Genomic DNA, 16,460 nt, shown 5'->3' with positions numbered 1-16,460 from the left:
CAACGTGCCGGACTCCGCAAATTCTGGCTTTACAGTCCCGGAGGCGGCGCGCACGTTGCCTCACGCATTTATCTATTCCATGGGTAATCTGAAAAAGAAACGTCGGTTGAAGATGTCGAAGCACAAGCGCCGCAAGCGCCTTAAGGCCAACCGGCACAAGAAGCGCACGTGGCAGAAGTAGGCTGCCCGACGCACCGAATTTTTTGAGCGAACCCGTCGCGACGCGACGGGTTTTTTGTTGGGCGATGACCCCGGGGCACCGTGGATAAGAGCCGCATCAAGAAAGGGTAAATAGGTGAAACCCTGATACTCACGTAGGGGAATAGACTTGTCTTGCCAGTCGGGTTTTAGGAGCGTGCGCCTCCGGACCGAGGGTGCGAATCACTCGCGTTCCGGGCCTGAAAACACTGCCCCAAACTGCACGCATGCTCTTTGCTGCCAAGACAAAGGGATACTTCGTTGAGCAAAACGAACACACCATCCGGATGGCTCGAACATCCGCGCCGGCGGTGCCGTTTGCGATCGAAGAGGTGGTGGAATTTGCGGCGAGTGATCCGGCGGCGCTGGCGGACGCGATCCGGAGGATGCAGCCCAAGCGACCGCCCAGCGGGTTCCTCAATGCGGTCTGCGGAGTTTATCCGCCGCGCCGGGTGCTACGCCGGGCGACGCTGGAGCCGAAAAAACTGAAGGAGCCGGGCTATCTCGCCGAAGTGTTGTCGACGCAGCTGCGCGTGGAACCCGACAAGCACATGGTTCAGGTGTTGAACGCGAACGACGGGTTGGATTTCGACCCGGCCAAGCTGAATCAGAAGGAAGTCCTCTTTTGCGGGATGCTGACCGAGGAGGCGAACAGCACGCAGGACGGATTGCTCGAGCGCAGCATCTATCCGGACCGGCTCGAACTCGGGTCGGTCGCGATGCTCGGCGGGATGGTGGACTACCTCGCTTTCAACAAATCGAAAACGCCAGTGCTGATCTTGGAGGTCAACAGCGAGGCAACGCATTCGTTCATCGTGACTGCTGGTGGCGTCGAGGCCTCCCGACCGATCGCTCAAGGACTAAACGCGATGGTGCCGGTCGTGCAGAAAGAACTCGGCCTGAAGGACGAGGAGTCGGCGCGAAAGCTGTTTTTTTCGAATACATTCGATTTCACCGGGATGGGGCCGCTGCTGGTGAAAAAACTGCTGAAGGAGCTCCAGTCCTCGATCGGTTTTTACGAAGTGCAGACCGGCCAGTCCGTCGGACAGGTGTTGTGCACCTCCCTGCCGGCCAAGCTCGCTTGGCTTGAGACCGCCATCGCGTCAGCCTTGGGCGTCGCGACGCTGCAACTGAATCTGCTGCCGTGGCTGCAATCCCGGCAGATCACCGTGCCGGAAAATGTTTTCGCCGGCCCCATCGATGCGCAATGGCTTGGGCTGTTCGGGTTGATGGCTTCCTACAACGTTGTTCCCGATGCTGCCGTTCCTGAAAAAAAAGAGTGAGGCGGCGGCCGCGGCGGCATTGCCGCCGGCGTGGCATCCGAACTTCCGCAATTTCGAGCGGCTGCCGGACACGAAGGTGGTGCGGACGGCATTTTTCATCAATGGCATCGCCGTTCTCGTCGCGGTGATGATGCTGCTGTGGTGCGCCTATCAGGAGTATAATCTGTTCGACCTGCGTCGGCAGATCAGCGCCGCCCAGGCGCAGATCGACCGGGATCAGAAGCCGAGCGCCGAGATGATCGCGCTGCACAAGCAGTTCCAGGCGGCGGCGGCGCGCGTGACCGAGGTTGACACGTTCATTAAATCGAAGCCGCTCATGTCGGCGTCGTTGCTGCGACTGGCGGAGATCTTGCCGGGAAACATTGCGCTCGACGGCTTCGATTTCCGCAACGTCACCACGACCATCCAAGGTACGGTGCGCGGGGCGCCGGACCAGGCCAGCGGCTACGCCTCCAGCTACCTGCAGCTGTTGAAGGCGGATCCCGTGCTGGCGGAGACTTATGAGGAGATCACGCTGGTGAACCTCAGTCGCAATCCGCAAACCGGCCGATTGCTGTTCGAGATCTCGCTGAAACTGAAAGGCACTCCGAAAGGGGCGAAGAAGTGATGGCCATCTCGAACGCCGATTTTGTCGCCTTCCTGAAACGCAATCCGATCAGTGTCGGTTGTGGCGTGCTGTCGTTGATCCTGGCGATCGCCATCTTTTATCGCAGCTCTGCGGTTCCTGAAGCAATGACCACGCTCGACGAGAAGTCGCGCGAGGGAGCGCGGCTCGCCACGAATCTGCGCAACGCCACCCAGCTGCCGGAACAACTCGAACAGCTGAATACCGCAGTGAAGGCGATCGACGCCCGGTTGGTGCGGGCCGCGGACCTCGCGCAGAATCTCCAATACTTTTACCGACTGGAAGCTGAGACGGGCGTGAAGCTGATCGATCTGCGCCAAAATCAAACCGCGGCTTCGGCGAAACCGGCCGCCGGGGCGCTGGGCGGCGTTGGATTCACGATTTCCATGCAGGGCGAGTATTTCGCGCTGCTCGAGGTGATTCGACGGCTTGAGAACGGCACACACTACGCGCGGGTGATCAACTGCAACCTGCGAGGTTCGGGACCGGATCGCACCGGCCCCGTCAACCTGGCGATGGACGTCGAACTGCTCGGGATGCCATGAACAGGATGCGTATTTCAATGCTGATAGCTGCGGTGATCGGCCTCGCGGTGGTAGCTCGCGTGCACGCGGCAGCTGCGGCGGATATTTCCACATCCGAAAAGCGACGCCCCTCCCTCGAGTTGGCTGAGCGGCTGGCGCAGCCACCGAACTTGGCGCCGCTCCCCGGCGAGCTGGTGCACCCCTTCAATCCAGCGGCCTTCGGACAACCCGATCCGGAGGAACTACGTGCGATCGCCGCCGCGCAAGCGGCCGCCCAGGCCGCGCAAACCGCCACGAAGCCGACGACGGACCGCGAATTTTTGCAGGTGATTGCCGCGCGTATCATGCCTTCGGGCACCGTTATCATCGGCGATGAACCATGGCTGATCTTCGGCAAGAAGCGGCTCCGTGTCGGCGACCGGCTCACGGTCGCCTATGATGGACAGGATTATCAACTCGAGCTGGCGGGCATCGATCGCACGAACTTCACGCTTCGGCTGAATCGCGACGAGATTACCCGGCCGATCAAACCCAGAAAGACCCCATGAAAACCCGTGTACTGCCACTGCTCGCGTCGCTGCTCGTTGTGCTCGCCAGCCGGGGATGGGCGCAAACGCCCCCCACGGAGACGCCGGTGATTCCGTCGGAGCCCGCCGCTGCGGTTACCTCGCCGACAGACTCCGCTTCCGGCGACCCCAGCGTTGCGATCAAGGACGCCGACGCGACGGGCAGCGCGACGAAGGGACGCAGCGCGACCGGCCAGGACACGCTGTCCGTAGACTTTCCCGACGAAGACATCCGCAACATTCTCCGCAATGTCGCCGACCTGTTCGAGCTGAACCTCGTCATTCCGGAGACGCTGCAAGGCAAGGCGTCGATCAAGCTCCGCGATGTGACGTGGCGGCAGATCTTCCAGGTCATCCTCACCCCCGTCGGCTACACTTATATCGAGGAGGGAAACATCATCACGATCGTTTCGAACGCCTCCATGCAGCAGGAACCGGTCACGACCGAGGTGTTCATCGTGAACTACGCGCGGGCCGCTGACATCATGCCCACCATCAATTCGCTGATCGACACTGCCGCCGGAGGCAAGATCGTGGTGGACGCGCGGAGCAATAGTCTCGTGATCACCGAACGCCCGTCGCGCATGAACCGGATCCGTCCGATCATCGAGCAACTCGACCGGGCAACCGATCAGGTGATGATCGAGTCGAAATTCGTCGAAGTCACCGATGGCGACATCCGCAACATCGGTGTGAACTGGTCGTCGCTGAAGAGCTACAAGGTGGGCGTGGGGCCAGACCCGGAGAACGAAGGCGGCGTGGTGGGCTCGTTCAATCGCACGGCCGGTGGTCAACGGGACGCCGGCATCCAGCGGGGCAACGACAACACGACGACCACGAGCGGCGGCACGACGGGTACGCAGACAAACAACTCGAACACCACCAATTCCGTGACCTCGAGCAACGGCGTGGTCACCGCTACGTCGGGCACGACCATCGGCAGCAGCCTCACCAACACGACGAACAGCGGGAATTCGACGACCGCCAACGAGACTCTCAACCTGCTGAACTCGCTGACCGGTACTACGACGAACGAGCGGGCGTTGAACGCCGTGTTCACGGCCGATCAGTTCGGCCTGGTGATCAGCGCGCTGAACGAACTCACCACGGCGAAGGTTGTTTCGAATCCGACGGTAGTCACGCTCAACAACACCGAAGCGTTCATCAACATCGGCAAGGAATACCCGATTCCGAACTACACCTACAACGAGCAGCGGGGCAGCTTCGAGGTGGCGGGCTTCACCTACAAGCCCATCGGCATCATCCTCAAGGTTACGCCGCAGGTGAACGCCCGCGGATTCATCAAGCTGATGATCGAGCCCGAGGTGAGCAGTTTCAACGATGCGGACTCGGTGAACTTCGGCGGCGCGACCGGGGCACGCATCCCCGTGATCCAGACGAAAAAAGCACGGACGCAGATTTCACTGAAGGACGGATTCACCATGGGGATCGGTGGGTTGATCGACTCACAGGTCTCGAACGGCTCGACGAAGGTGCCGGTGCTCGGCTCGATCCCGGTACTCGGCCGGCTGTTCAGTTCGAAAACGCAATCCACCGCGACGCGCAATCTGCTGATCTTCCTCACGGCCAAGACGCTTTCGGCGGAAGGAGCCGCGCCCGGGGAAATATTCGATCCCCGCCAGATCCGGCAGATGGACCTGAAGAAGGAGGACCTGCCCGGCTATCGCGATGGCACGGATCCATTCGCTCCGCTGCCGTCGACCGAAAAGCCGGCGGAAAAGAAGCATAAATGGTTCGGGAAGAAATGAAGCGCCCCGCGTTGCACCGATAACCTCAACCACGAGGTGAGACCATGAAACTTCGGCTCGTATACTTTCTCGGAGCTGCGCTGAGCCTGCTGGCTCTGCATCGCGCGGTCGCCCAGCAACCGATCGTGTCGGTCAGCATCACTGCGATCCAAGTGGGCGCGGGCCCGTGGATCACCGATCCGAATGAGAAATCCGGACCGTTCGGCACGCCGTTGCAGATCGAGGCGGCCGGCGTCGGCACCTCGATGGCGAGCAGCTTCACCTATTCCTTCTATGTGAACGGAACGCACATCGGCACGACCACGGCTCCCGTTCCACCGCCACAGCGGCCGGTGATCACGTGGACCCCGCCGCAGCCAGGCTCGTATTTTCTGACCGTCACCATTGCGGACGGTAACAACACCGCGACATCGCTGCCGGTCCGCTATTTTGCCACGGGGTCGGTGATCAACAGCCCGGTGAACGGCACGCTGGTGCCACAAGGTTCTTCTGTGGTGTTGAAGGCCGATGCGACTGTGACAGGCGGGTTCATCAAGCAGATCCAATTTTACGACAACGGCGAGAAGATCGGTGAAGCTGACGCGACGCTGCCCTATTCGCTGATCTACACGCCGCCCGGCGTGGCCGGCAGCTCCCGCAGCATTACGGCTCGGGCGATCGACAATACGGGAACGGAACAAGCGGCAAGCACGCCGATCTTGCTTAAGATTGTTGAGGCGATCACGCCTCGGCCTACCTCCGCGATCAGTTCACCGCTGAACGGCAGCGCTGTGCCCGTCACGATCGACAACGAGGATGTGGTCACGGTGACTATCGATGCGGCCAGCACGACCGGCCGAATTTCGAAAGTTGAGCTCTACATCGACGGCGAGCTGTTCGGAACCGACAACACCTATCCTTACACCTTCGACTGGAAGCCGACGGTGGTCGGCGCCTACGGCCTCGTGGCGCTAACCTACGACGACAAAAACAACGTCATCGCCTCGCGTGCGGATGACAGTGGATCGACGACTCCACCCCCCACGCGGGTCCGGGTCGCGGCGCCGCCGACGGTCACAATCATCTATCCCAGTAACGGCGGGACGATCTTTGAGGGCATCACCACGCAGCTCAAAGCCGCCGCATCCGACAGCAACTCGGTGGAAGGCGGGATCCCCGTCACCATCACGTCCGTCCAATTTTTCGATTCCGGCACGTTCGTCGGCAGCGCCACGACCTCCGCCGACGGCTCGACCTATACCGTCTCGTTCAAACCCACGCGCCGGATGGACGAAGACGGAGTGCCGATCCCGTCGAGTTTCACCGCAGTCGCGACGAACAGCGCTGGACTCAGCCAGAGTTCAAAGCCGGTCAGCGTCACGGTGATGCAGGGTGGCAGCCCGCCGCCGCCGCCGCCCGACGGCATCCCGCCGGTGATCACGCTGACGCAACCGTATTCCGGTCAGACCATCACGGTGAACACTCCGGTGACCTTCACCGCGACGGCCTCCGACGCGGACGGCACCATCACCTCGGTGCAGTTCGTGGTGAACGACACCGTGCTTTCCACCGATCAAGTCTATCCTTACAGCGCTACGTGGACGCCAACCGCTTTGGGCAACTACTCGATCACGGCCGTGGCCGCTGACAGCAAAGCCAACAGCGTCACTACCACACCGGTGATCGTGACCGTCGTGGATCCCAGCGTGAGCGGTCCGACCGTGAGCATCGCCCGGCCCCTGGCCGGGACGCCGTTGACGGCGAACAATCCCACGACGATCCAAGCGAACGCGACCGACGACACGGCGATCGCGAGCGTGCAGTTTTATATCAACGGAAAGCCGTTGGGGCCGGCGGATACGACCTATCCCTATAGTGCGGATTGGCTGCCGGCTTCGCCCGGCACCTACACGGTCGTGGCTCGCGCCATCGATGAAGTGGGCAATCAAACCGCCTCGTCGCCCGTGACGGTGTCCGTGACGAACGGCGCCGCGCCGATCGTGACCCTCGATTCGCCTCGCGGTCCGACAGTCGTTTCGGCCGGTGTGGCAGTCAGCCTGGCGGCGACCGCGGGAGATCTGGACGGCACCGTCACGACGGTGCGATTCCTCGCCAACGGGATCTCGGTCGGCACGGTGACGGCGCCACCTTACATCGGAAGCTTCCGGCCGACAGTCGCCGGCTATTACTCGTTGCAGGCCGAAGCCGTCGACAACGCCGGCAACACGACCATCTCGAGTGCGGTGGCGCTATCCGTGCTGGCCAACCAAGCGCCGGTGCCTACCGTCACCGCGCCCGCGAACGGCGCGACCGTGCGCCTGGGCGTTGCGACGACGCTCGTCGCCGCGGCGACGGATGCGGATGGCATCGTGGCCGGAGTGGAGTTCTTCGTGAACGGCGTTTCCGTCGGATCGGCGACCCAGCCGCCTTACAAGGTGCAGTGGACGCCGACTGCGGAAGGCGTTTATCGGATTGCGGCGACCGCGAGTGACAATGCAGGCGCGGTTGCTACCTCGGCTCCGCTGCTGATCACCGCTTCGCTCACCGCTGCCGACACCGTGGCGGTCGGCACGTATCAAGGTGGCGGGGAGGCGGGGAAGTTTGCGTTCGTGGCGGCAACCGGGGCGGAGGCCAACTTCATCGGCTACTCGACGCTGGCGTCGCAGCCGAAGACGTATTTCTACACCAGTGTGCCGATGGACATTGCCGGCGGCTTCCAGCTGGACAACGCCGGGCAGCCCGTGCTCTCCGGCCGGTTGAATGATACCGGCGTGAGCGGCACGTTGGACAACGGTCGCGTAATGTTCATTGGGACGGATACCAGCTTCTTCCCGAGCGGACACCCGGTAGCAGCCGGCTATTACGCGGGACGGTTTACCGGCCGGGATGCGAGCGCGGTCGCCGCGATCGTGGGCGAGGATGGATCCATCACGATCCGGTTTGCGGATGGCGCGTTCCAGGATGCGGGTGGCGGCACGCCGGGAATGATCGACAGCACGGGAGCGTTCAGCTTCTCCACCATGAGTGGGAATCGTGTTTCCGGCCGGATCGATCCCGCCACGGGTGTGTTCACCGGCACGTTGACGGGCTCGAGCGGGGGCACTTTCACCGCCTCTTCCTCCTCGCTGCAGCCGGCGAGCACCACGAAGATTCAGGGCATGGCGCGCGAAGTTAAGTCCGACATTTCCTATGGAGGTCGCGTCTACGACCAAGTTCTGCTGGAAGGGGCGAGCGCCAGCATCGCGGCCGATCCCGGACAGATCACGCGGATTTCCTACGCGGATCTCAGCCAGGACATCGTGCAGGTGGAGTTTTCCGGTGCGGGTCGGCTGTCAATCTCGTTGGAGAACGCCACGGGTCCGACGACGAACACCTCCTACAATCAAGCCGACGTGCGCTACATGAAAGGCCATGCCGGCATCGTGATCACGGGAGCTGACGAAACGACGAACGTCAGCGTCTTCACGGTCGGCACGATCACGGCAGCCAACCAGTCGCTGTTCAAGAGCGGGGTTGCGTATGACGGAACGGCCGACCTCGCCTACCTCGCGATCGTGAGCACAAGTGGCCGGTTTGGAGGCGTCCGGACCGCGAACGCCAACTATGTGGCGTCTTCCGGTTTCGCCGGCATCTGCGCTCCGGGCGTGCAGTTTGAAGGGCCGGTTTTTGTCGGCGACCTCACAGCTTCCGGATCGGCTTCGCCGATGCTGGTGCTTGGCGCGGGCGACGACGTGCGAATCACGGGTGGTGACTTGTGGCAGGCCAACGGCAAGCCGGTTCAGGTGAGCGGGATTGCCCAGCTGAAGTTCGTGGACGGCACGACGTCGCACGGCGTGCTACTTTCGGCCCAAAGAGATCGCTCACGGCTGGAGGAGGATGGCGTCGATGTGACCGCTCAGGTCGTCGTCAATCCGGATCACTAGTCCGCGCGAGAACCGGTCGGCCCTGAGATCGATTTGTGAGCAACGCCAGCGGTACCGAACCGCTGGCGCTCATCGCGCTTCACCACGCGCCGACGACGAAGCCTTGGGCGGCCTTGATCGCGATCACACCGGCGTTCTTGGCCGCGTGCGCGGCGATGCAGGGCCAGAGCGAGCGCGTCGGATTCCAATAGGCGAAACGCGCGACATAAAGCCAGAGCGACGTGGCGAAAACCACGCTCGTGCTGAACGCGCCCTTGCCCGTAAGCGTGAACGCGAAACCAGCCTCGTTCCACCGCCACAAAAACGGATGCAGCGCCGCAAACACCACCGACGCCGCCAACACTCCGATCCAACGCCACCCCGGGCCGCGCCCCTCGACCACGATGTAACCGCGGAAGATGATTTCTTCAAAAACCGCGGCGACCAGGGTGTAGAACGCAAACAATCCCGTGATGTGCGACTGTTCGGCGGAAAGCCCGAGGACGTGCTCGCCGACCGTCTCGACCGCCAACAACACGAGTACGCCGCCCACGGCAATGAGCACGGCCGCGGGCTGGGTGGGCGTGGCACCGGGAAACGCTCGCGGGTTTGGCCGGCCGGCGCGTGCGGCGCGAGCGTCGTCCAACCAGAGTTTCCCGATGTAAAGGCCGGCGCCGATCAGGAGCAGAAGCAGGAGCGGGTGGTCGGTCATGGCGGCGCAAGGTTGACCTGCAGGAGGTTGCGGCGTTCCCCGCCCGCTGGTCACGCCGAAACGACCTTCTCCCCGGACCAAAGCCCGCATTTCACCGAACGGCGGGCGCGGCGGTGCGTCGACTTGCGCGAGTGCAAGCCTTGCTGGAGGTCGCATCTCATTTTACCGACCTAGGCAACACGCGGCCTCCGTTCGCCCTGGCAGGCTACAGCGGGCAGGCTGCCCATGCTACGTGGCCCGCGCGCTTTGATCGTGGGTTGGCGGAAAACTGAGATGAGCCTATTTCCAGCGGTGATGGAATATTCGGATTAGCCAAATGCCGCGGATTACCTAGCCTGCCGTCCTTCATGACTGCCATTCGCCCCGCTGAAACGGCTTCCGTAGCCCAAGCTTTCGCGAGCGTGTTCGCGCTGCTGAAGCCGCACATGGCGGCATTGGATACGTTTCTGGCCGGGCAGATCTCCGCGTTCGAACCGGAGATTCGGAGCATGGCGGATTATTGCATCGATACCTCCGGCAAGCGCATCCGGCCGGCACTGGTATTTCTCGGCGGCTGGCGCGGCAACGGCATGGTGGCTCCCGATCTCGTCCGCGTCGCGGCCGTAGTCGAGTTGGTGCACCTCGCCACGCTGGTACATGACGACATCATGGACGGAGCCGAGGTGCGGCGAAACCGGCGCACGGCCGCGCGGGAGTTTGGCGCCGCGGGCGCCGTGCTGCTGGGCGACGCGCTTTTCGCGCACGCGCTGCATTTGGCGGCACAGTTTCCCACCACGGAGGTGTGTGCAGCAGTCTCTGAATCGACGCGCCGCGTCGTTTCGGGCGAGATCGTGCAGACGCTGCGTCGGGGAACGACCAACGTGAGCCGGGCCGACTATTTCCGGATCATCGATTTGAAAACCGCTGAGCTGTTCCGCGTCTCATGCTTTCTCGGAGCCCGGCTCGCCGGTTCGGCGCCCGGATATGTGGAAGCAGTCTCCCGATTCGGCGAGCATCTGGGCGTCGCCTACCAGATCTACGACGACTTGGCCGACTACTTCGGCCAGGAGGCGAAGATCGGCAAGACGCTCGGCACCGACCTCGCCAGCGGAAAACTCACCCTGCCGCTGATCGCCCTCTCCGAGCGGCTGTCCGCTACGGATCAGGCTGATCTCGCCGCCGAAATCCGCGGCCAGCGTTCCCCTGACCTTGCGACCCGCTTGCAGCAGATGAACGAGTTGGGCGTGTTTGGGGTGGTGGCCGAGGCGGTGCAATCAGAACTGGCTGTCGCCACCGAAGCGGTGCAGGAGTGGCCCAACGAGGCGCCGACGCCGCTGCTGCTGTCGCTTTGCGATGTGCTCCGCGCGCAGGTGACGGCCTTGGAACCGCGCTAGGAAATCGTGGTGGCGCTCACGCGTCGGCGGGATTTTTGCGTCATTGCTCTGTAAACCAAGCCGGCCCCAGCAATTTCGATTTGCGCCGTCAGACCGGTTGAGATTGGTTGGCCACCGTCATGGACGCAGTCAAATCAGTCGGAAAGACGCTCGTGGCGTCACCCGACCGCCAGCACGAGGCGGACTCTGATTTGGCGATCGTGCGCCAGGTGCAAGCGGGCGAAGTGGCGCAGTTCGACCAGCTCGTCACCAAATATCGCGCGCGGCTCTACGGGGTGATCTATCACCTCACCTCCAATCGTGAGGACGCCGCGGATCTGACCCAGGACGCCTTCATCAAGGCGTTCCAATCGATCAACCGTTTTCAGGGCCAATCCTCGTTTTTCACCTGGCTGTACCGGATTGCCGTGAACTCCACGCTGACGCACCTGCGAAAGCAGCGACTGCGGACCTTTTTCAGCTTCGAAAAGATCGATGAGGAGGACGACGTGGCGAAGGAGGTCGTGGCGGCGCTCACGGACGCCACCGGAGCCGACCGGGAGACGTTTGCCCACGAGCTTCAGGAAAAATTGAACGAGGCTATGCAGAAATTGTCTATCAAGCATAGAACCGTGATTACGCTTTTCGAAATCGATGGCCTCAGCCATCAGGAGATCGCCGAAGTGATGGACTGCTCGGTGGGCACGGTTCGTTCCCGGCTGCACTACGCCAAGCAGCTGCTCCAGTCAGAATTGCAGTCCTATATCCGCAGATGAAATCGAAGAAGCAGACGGTGACATTGGAAGATCTCCTGCGGGTGAAACGAGCCGAGCGCCCGCCGCCGGAATTCTGGGCGGAGTTCGACCGCGAGATGCGCGCGAAACAGCTCGCCGCCATCATCGAGCCGCGCCCATGGTGGGCGCCTTTTATCCGGGTCGGCGCAAGAATGTCGCACTACCAGCTGCCGGCCGGGGCGGCGGCGATCCTTGCCCTTTCCTTTCTCACCCTCAGCAAGTATCAGACGGCGCCCGATCGGCCGACCTTCGTCGGCGATGCTGCGCCGGTGGCGGTGGAGTCGTTGCCTGAAACGACGCTCCAGCTCACGCCGGCGGAGCCGGAGCTCGCCTCACCGATGCCGACTGCCGAACAGATCGCGAGCATCGAGCCTGAGGATCAGATCACGCTGCCGGAATCGCCGGTTTCGCCCGGGCGTGCGGCCCACGCGATAGCGCTGCTGGGCGAACGTCCCATGATCGCGGAACCTTCGCCTTCCGCCCGCGCCATCGCGGCGAACCTGGCGGCGGCGGAGGAAGCGGATCCCCAGATCATGAATGAGCTTTTCGGCACGGTGATGAGCAACGTGGACGCCACGGAACGTCCGCGTGATCCGCTGGCGCGGATCAGCCCGCCGGGCGAATCCCGTCGCTCACGCCTGTTGGCGACGGCCCTGCCCGTGCCGGCCGGCTACAGCGAGGTCGAGGTGGGCACGAGCGATCGCGTGGTGCGACGGCTGACGGAAGACCGGCTGTACGACACGATCAGCCGGATCGGCGTGCGCGGTGATCGCGTCGCGATCAAGTTCTAGTTCGCGCGTCACTCTGACGGTTGGCTTCGCCCCGCGAATTCCGCGGGGCTTTTTACTTTCCGGCCGGGCTGCGTAAGGTGCAGCCATGCGGACCGAAAAAGACTCCATGGGCGAAATGCCCGTGCCGGACGACGCGCTCTACGGCGCGTCCACGCAGCGAGCGGTGTTGAACTTTCCGGTGAGCGGCCGCCCCTTGCCGGAAGCCTTCGTGCGCGGGCTGGGGGTGGTGAAGCTGGCGTGTGCGCGCGCGAACGAGGAACTCGGCCTGCTGCCGCGCGAGAAAAGCACCTTGATCCAGCAGGTGGCGCGCGAGATCGCGGACGGCAAACTCAACGCGCATTTCCCGATCGACGTATTCCAAACGGGTTCAGCCACGTCGACGAACATGAACGCGAACGAGGTGATCGCGAACCGCGCCAGCCAGTTGGCCGGATTGCCGATTGGCGCGAAGAAGCTTTTGCACCCGAACGATGACGTGAACCTCGGCCAGTCATCGAACGACATTATCCCGACGACGCTGCACGTGAGTGTGGCCCTCGCGGTGCATCACCAGCTGGTGCCGGCGCTCGATCAGCTCGCCACGGCGCTCGCGCGCAAGGCGACGGAGTTCGCGGGCGTGGTGAAGATTGGGCGAACGCATCTGATGGATGCGACGCCGCTGACGCTCGGACAGGAGTTTTCGGGCTACGCGGCGCAGGCGCGCAAAGCCGCGGAGCGCGCGCGACTCGCGGTCACGATGCTCGCGGAGCTGGCAGTGGGCGGCACGGCCGTCGGCACGGGCATCAACTGTCATGCGGAATTTCCCGGCCGTGTCTGCCGGATCCTATCGGCGGAAACGGGGCTCGATTTCCGCGAGGCCGCCAACCATTTCGAGGCGCAGGGTGCCCGCGACGATTGCGTGGCGGTGGCCGGACAGCTGTCGACGATCGCGGCGAGCCTGACAAAGATCGCGAACGACATCCGGTTGCTCGGTTCCGGTCCCCGCGCCGGGCTGGGTGAACTGCGCCTCCCGGCCACGCAACCGGGTTCATCGATCATGCCGGGCAAAGTGAATCCGGTGATGAGCGAGATGCTCGTGCAGGTGTGCCTCTACACGCACGGGTTGATGCAGACAGTGACCCTGTGCGGGCGGGATGGACATTTCGAGCTGAACGTCACGCTGCCGCTGATGGCTCACTGTCTGCACGAGTCGATTCATTGCCTCGCAAACGCGACCCGCGTGTTTGCCGAAAAATGCGTCGACGGACTCGAGGCGGACGTGGTGCGTTGCCGCGAACTCGTCGACCGGTCGCTCATGCTCGTTACGGCGCTGAATCCGCACATCGGCTACGATCAAGCGGCCGCCGTCGCGAAAGAGGCGCTGAAGACTGGCCGGACTCTGCGCGAAATCGTGCTCGAGCGAAAGCTCATGGAACCGGCCGCATTGGATCGTGCGCTCGATCCGGTCGCGATGACCAAGCCGAATGCGACAGTCGCGGGTGCAGGCGGCGGATAGCTTCCGGAAATGCGTTTGCTGCCATTGCAGGAGCGGCTTTGCGCCGCGATGCCTGACGTGGCTAAGTTTGATCGCGGCAGGAAACCCCTCCTACAGTCAGGCTGCGTTCCCGATCAGCCACCGTCCGGTAGATCAACTATGCCGATTCACCAAGCAACGCTGTCCATCCGCACGAACGGGCAGGGCACCTACGAAGTCACGGAGGCCGTTGCGCGCGAAGTTGCGCGCAGCAAGCTCACCCGCGGCGTCGTCACCGTGTTTTGTCAGCACACGAGCTGTTCGCTCGTTTTGATGGAGAATGCGGATCCGTCCGCGCGGCGCGATCTCGAGGACTGGCTCAATCGGCTCGTGCCGGAAAACGATCCGCATTTCGAGCACACGCTGGAGGGACCGGATGACATGCCCAGCCACATCAAGATGGTGCTGACGCGCTCGAACGAAACGGTGCCGTTCGCCGACGGCCGGCTTCTGCTCGGCACTTGGCAGGGCCTCTTTTTATGGGAGCACCGCCGCGCGGCGCATTCACGACATCTGATCGTGACCGTGGTCGGCGAGTGAATATAGGGCGCGGCCTCCTGCCCCCGCCGGACCTCGTGGCGCGGGCGACCTCTGCGTGCCGGTTGGGTTACACGGAGTCAGGCTGACGCGCCACGATATCGCCAGCAGCGGCGGGGTCGGGCGACCCCGCCCTACAAGGCCACGTTATTTCTTCGCCGGCGTGCAAGCGCCGCAACCGTTTACGAAGAAGTCGTTCCCCTTGTCATCGACGAGGATGAACGCGGGGAAGTCCTTCACCTCGATCTTCCAGATCGCTTCCATCCCGAGCTCGGGATACTCGAGCGTCTCGACCTTGGTGATGTTTTCCTTCGCGAGGATCGCGGCCGGACCGCCGATGCTGCCGAGGTAGAACCCGCCATGCTTCTTGCACGCGGCGGTGACCTGTGGGCTGCGGTTGCCTTTTGCGACCATCACCATCGAACCGCCGAGCGATTGGAACAGATCAACGTAGCTGTCCATCCGGCCCGCGGTCGTCGGACCGAATGACCCGGACGCGTACCCTTGGGGCGTCTTCGCCGGGCCGGCGTAGTAAACGGGATGATCCTTAAAATACTGCGGCAGGCCCTGGCCGGCATCGACGCGCTCCTTCAATTTGGCGTGCGCGATGTCGCGGGCGACGACGAGCGGTCCGTTGAGCAGCACGCGCGTCGTGACCTGCAGCTTCGAGAGCTCGGCACGAATCTGCTCCATCGGCTGGCGCAAATCGATGCGCACGACGTTGTCATCCTTCAGCGTGCGGTGCGCCGCCGGGATAAACCGGCCGGGGTTCGCTTCCATCTTCTCGAGGAAGATGCCGTCCTTCGTGATCTTCGCCTTGATGTTGCGGTCGGCGCTGCAGGACACGCCGACGCCGACCGGGCAGCTGGCGCCGTGGCGCGGCAGCCGAACGACGCGGACATCGAGCGCGAAATACTTGCCACCGAACTGCGCGCCGATCCCGCTTTGCTGTGCGAGCTCCAGAATCCTCGCCTCCATCGCGAGATCGCGGAAAGCGCGGCCGTGCTCGTTGCCAGTCGTCGGCAGCGCGTCGAGATACTTGGCCGACGCGAGCTTCACCGTTTTCAGGCACGCTTCGGCACTCGTGCCGCCGATCACGAACACGAGGTGATACGGCGGGCAGGCGGCGGTGCCGAGGTAGGCGAGCTTGTTGGTGACGAATTTCTCAAAACTCTTCGGGTTGAGCAGCGCCTTGGTTTCCTGGAACAGGAAGGTCTTGTTTGCCGAGCCGCCGCCTTTGGCCACGAAGAGGAATTCGTATTTCGCGCCCTCTGTCGCGCCGATGTCGATCTGGGCGGGGAGGTTGGTGCCCGTGTTGGTCTCCTTCCACAGGTCGAGCGCCACGGTCTGCGAGTAACGCAGGTTTTCCTTGGTGTAACACTCGTAGACGCCGCGGCTGAGCCACTCGGCGTCGTTGGCTCCGGTCCAGACTTGCTGGCCCTTCTTGGCGACGATGTTGGCCGTGCCGGTGTCCTGGCAAAACGGCAGGATGCCTTCGGCTGAGATCTCGGCGTTCTTCAACATTGTCAGCGCCACATAACGGTCGTTGGCCGATGCGGTCGGGTCGTCGAGGATGGCCGCGACTTGCTGCAGATGCTTCGGCCGAAGCATGAACGAGCAGTCGTGAAACGCCTGCTGGGCCAGAAAGGCGAGTGCTTCCGGCGCGACCTTGAGCATCTCCTTGCCTTCGAACATCGCGGTGCTCACGCCCTCCTTCGAGAGCAGCCGGTATTCGGTCTCGTCCGTGCCGAGGGGAAGAGGGTCTTGGTAAACAAAAGAAGGCGTAGCCATAAGGGAAAAGCGTGAGCGGCGGACTGGGTTGGTTCAAGCATCCGGGCTGGCGGCGCGGCGCTAGCAGGAACGTTGCGGCGGCCATTAGCCTGCCGCGGCACGCGAGCGCAAAGACGGCGCCGGG

Annotated in this window: 14 protein-coding genes; 12 read left to right on the top strand and 2 right to left on the bottom strand. The window is 63.1% G+C overall.

Annotated elements, in window-relative coordinates:
• Positions 1-79 precede the first annotated feature (79 nt).
• The 7 genes from OTER_RS25525 (at position 80) to OTER_RS03210 (ending at position 8,867) form a co-directional block, all read left to right on the top strand.
• A complete protein-coding gene (locus tag OTER_RS25525) occupies positions 80-181 on the top strand; it encodes an AURKAIP1/COX24 domain-containing protein (protein WP_083270211.1) in 102 nt (33 codons plus the stop codon).
• A 304-nt stretch (positions 182-485) separates the two neighbouring features.
• Complete coding sequence (locus OTER_RS03235) at positions 486-1,481, top strand: hypothetical protein (protein ID WP_148217990.1); 996 nt, start codon at positions 486-488, stop codon at positions 1,479-1,481.
• Complete coding sequence (locus OTER_RS03230; protein WP_012373470.1) at positions 1,453-2,088, top strand: PilN domain-containing protein; 636 nt, start codon at positions 1,453-1,455, stop codon at positions 2,086-2,088. The genes OTER_RS03235 and OTER_RS03230 overlap by 29 nt, the downstream gene beginning before the upstream one ends.
• Positions 2,088-2,651 (top strand): hypothetical protein, encoded by a 564-nt coding sequence (locus tag OTER_RS03225; RefSeq protein ID WP_012373469.1) that lies wholly within the window; start codon positions 2,088-2,090, stop codon positions 2,649-2,651. Before OTER_RS03230 ends, OTER_RS03225 begins: the two co-directional genes overlap by 1 nt.
• Positions 2,648-3,178, top strand: a complete 531-nt coding sequence (locus OTER_RS03220) for a hypothetical protein (protein WP_148217989.1) — start codon at positions 2,648-2,650, stop codon at positions 3,176-3,178. The genes OTER_RS03225 and OTER_RS03220 overlap by 4 nt, the downstream gene beginning before the upstream one ends.
• The gene (locus OTER_RS03215) at positions 3,175-4,965 is read left to right on the top strand and encodes a secretin N-terminal domain-containing protein (RefSeq protein ID WP_012373467.1); all 1,791 of its coding nucleotides are present in this window, start codon (positions 3,175-3,177) and stop codon (positions 4,963-4,965) included. The genes OTER_RS03220 and OTER_RS03215 overlap by 4 nt, the downstream gene beginning before the upstream one ends.
• 44 nt (positions 4,966-5,009) lie before the next feature.
• On the top strand, positions 5,010-8,867 hold the full coding sequence (locus tag OTER_RS03210) for an Ig-like domain-containing protein (protein WP_012373466.1): 3,858 nt from the start codon (positions 5,010-5,012) through the stop codon (positions 8,865-8,867).
• 79 nt (positions 8,868-8,946) lie between these two features.
• Here OTER_RS03210 and OTER_RS03205 read toward each other — a convergent pair whose 3' ends face one another.
• A complete protein-coding gene (locus OTER_RS03205) occupies positions 8,947-9,558 on the bottom strand; it encodes a CPBP family intramembrane glutamic endopeptidase (RefSeq protein WP_012373465.1) in 612 nt (203 codons plus the stop codon).
• Between the two features lie 347 nt (positions 9,559-9,905).
• Here OTER_RS03205 and OTER_RS03200 point away from each other — a divergent pair, with 347 nt between their 5' ends.
• The 5 genes from OTER_RS03200 to OTER_RS03180 all read left to right on the top strand — a co-directional run bounded on the left by OTER_RS03200 (position 9,906) and on the right by OTER_RS03180 (position 14,548).
• Positions 9,906-10,931 (top strand): polyprenyl synthetase family protein, encoded by a 1,026-nt coding sequence (locus OTER_RS03200; RefSeq protein ID WP_012373464.1) that lies wholly within the window; start codon positions 9,906-9,908, stop codon positions 10,929-10,931.
• Positions 10,932-11,050: 119 nt separating this feature from the next.
• The gene (locus OTER_RS03195; protein ID WP_012373463.1) at positions 11,051-11,686 is read left to right on the top strand and encodes a sigma-70 family RNA polymerase sigma factor; all 636 of its coding nucleotides are present in this window, start codon (positions 11,051-11,053) and stop codon (positions 11,684-11,686) included.
• On the top strand, positions 11,683-12,495 hold the full coding sequence (locus OTER_RS03190) for a hypothetical protein (protein WP_012373462.1): 813 nt from the start codon (positions 11,683-11,685) through the stop codon (positions 12,493-12,495). The genes OTER_RS03195 and OTER_RS03190 overlap by 4 nt, the downstream gene beginning before the upstream one ends.
• Positions 12,496-12,580: 85 nt before the next feature.
• A complete protein-coding gene (locus OTER_RS03185) occupies positions 12,581-13,990 on the top strand; it encodes a class II fumarate hydratase (RefSeq protein WP_012373461.1) in 1,410 nt (469 codons plus the stop codon).
• Between the two features lie 138 nt (positions 13,991-14,128).
• A complete protein-coding gene (locus OTER_RS03180; protein ID WP_012373460.1) occupies positions 14,129-14,548 on the top strand; it encodes a secondary thiamine-phosphate synthase enzyme YjbQ in 420 nt (139 codons plus the stop codon).
• A 144-nt stretch (positions 14,549-14,692) separates the two neighbouring features.
• Here the strand turns inward: OTER_RS03180 and OTER_RS03175 are convergent, their stop codons facing one another.
• Positions 14,693-16,336 (bottom strand): fumarate hydratase, encoded by a 1,644-nt coding sequence (locus tag OTER_RS03175; RefSeq protein WP_012373459.1) that lies wholly within the window; start codon positions 16,334-16,336, stop codon positions 14,693-14,695.
• Positions 16,337-16,460 lie beyond the last annotated feature (124 nt).

It is taken from the genome of Opitutus terrae PB90-1, from assembly GCF_000019965.1.
GTDB lineage: Bacteria > Verrucomicrobiota > Verrucomicrobiia > Opitutales > Opitutaceae > Opitutus > Opitutus terrae.
Note: the sequence above shows the minus strand (reverse complement) of the source record. Positions and strands in the feature narration are given on the sequence as shown.

Coding starts and splice junctions, on each gene's coding strand:
- OTER_RS03230 (WP_012373470.1), top strand. CDS start 1,453: ATGCTGCCGTTCCTGAAAAAAAAGAGTGAGGCGGCGGCCGCGGCGGCA.
- OTER_RS03220 (WP_148217989.1), top strand. CDS start 2,648: ATGAACAGGATGCGTATTTCAATGCTGATAGCTGCGGTGATCGGCCTC.
- OTER_RS03235 (WP_148217990.1), top strand. CDS start 486: ATGGCTCGAACATCCGCGCCGGCGGTGCCGTTTGCGATCGAAGAGGTG.
- OTER_RS03190 (WP_012373462.1), top strand. CDS start 11,683: ATGAAATCGAAGAAGCAGACGGTGACATTGGAAGATCTCCTGCGGGTG.
- OTER_RS25525 (WP_083270211.1), top strand. CDS start 80: ATGGGTAATCTGAAAAAGAAACGTCGGTTGAAGATGTCGAAGCACAAG.
- OTER_RS03210 (WP_012373466.1), top strand. CDS start 5,010: ATGAAACTTCGGCTCGTATACTTTCTCGGAGCTGCGCTGAGCCTGCTG.
- OTER_RS03200 (WP_012373464.1), top strand. CDS start 9,906: ATGACTGCCATTCGCCCCGCTGAAACGGCTTCCGTAGCCCAAGCTTTC.
- OTER_RS03175 (WP_012373459.1), bottom strand. CDS start 16,336: ATGGCTACGCCTTCTTTTGTTTACCAAGACCCTCTTCCCCTCGGCACG.
- OTER_RS03180 (WP_012373460.1), top strand. CDS start 14,129: ATGCCGATTCACCAAGCAACGCTGTCCATCCGCACGAACGGGCAGGGC.
- OTER_RS03205 (WP_012373465.1), bottom strand. CDS start 9,558: ATGACCGACCACCCGCTCCTGCTTCTGCTCCTGATCGGCGCCGGCCTT.
- OTER_RS03195 (WP_012373463.1), top strand. CDS start 11,051: ATGGACGCAGTCAAATCAGTCGGAAAGACGCTCGTGGCGTCACCCGAC.
- OTER_RS03185 (WP_012373461.1), top strand. CDS start 12,581: ATGCGGACCGAAAAAGACTCCATGGGCGAAATGCCCGTGCCGGACGAC.
- OTER_RS03215 (WP_012373467.1), top strand. CDS start 3,175: ATGAAAACCCGTGTACTGCCACTGCTCGCGTCGCTGCTCGTTGTGCTC.
- OTER_RS03225 (WP_012373469.1), top strand. CDS start 2,088: ATGGCCATCTCGAACGCCGATTTTGTCGCCTTCCTGAAACGCAATCCG.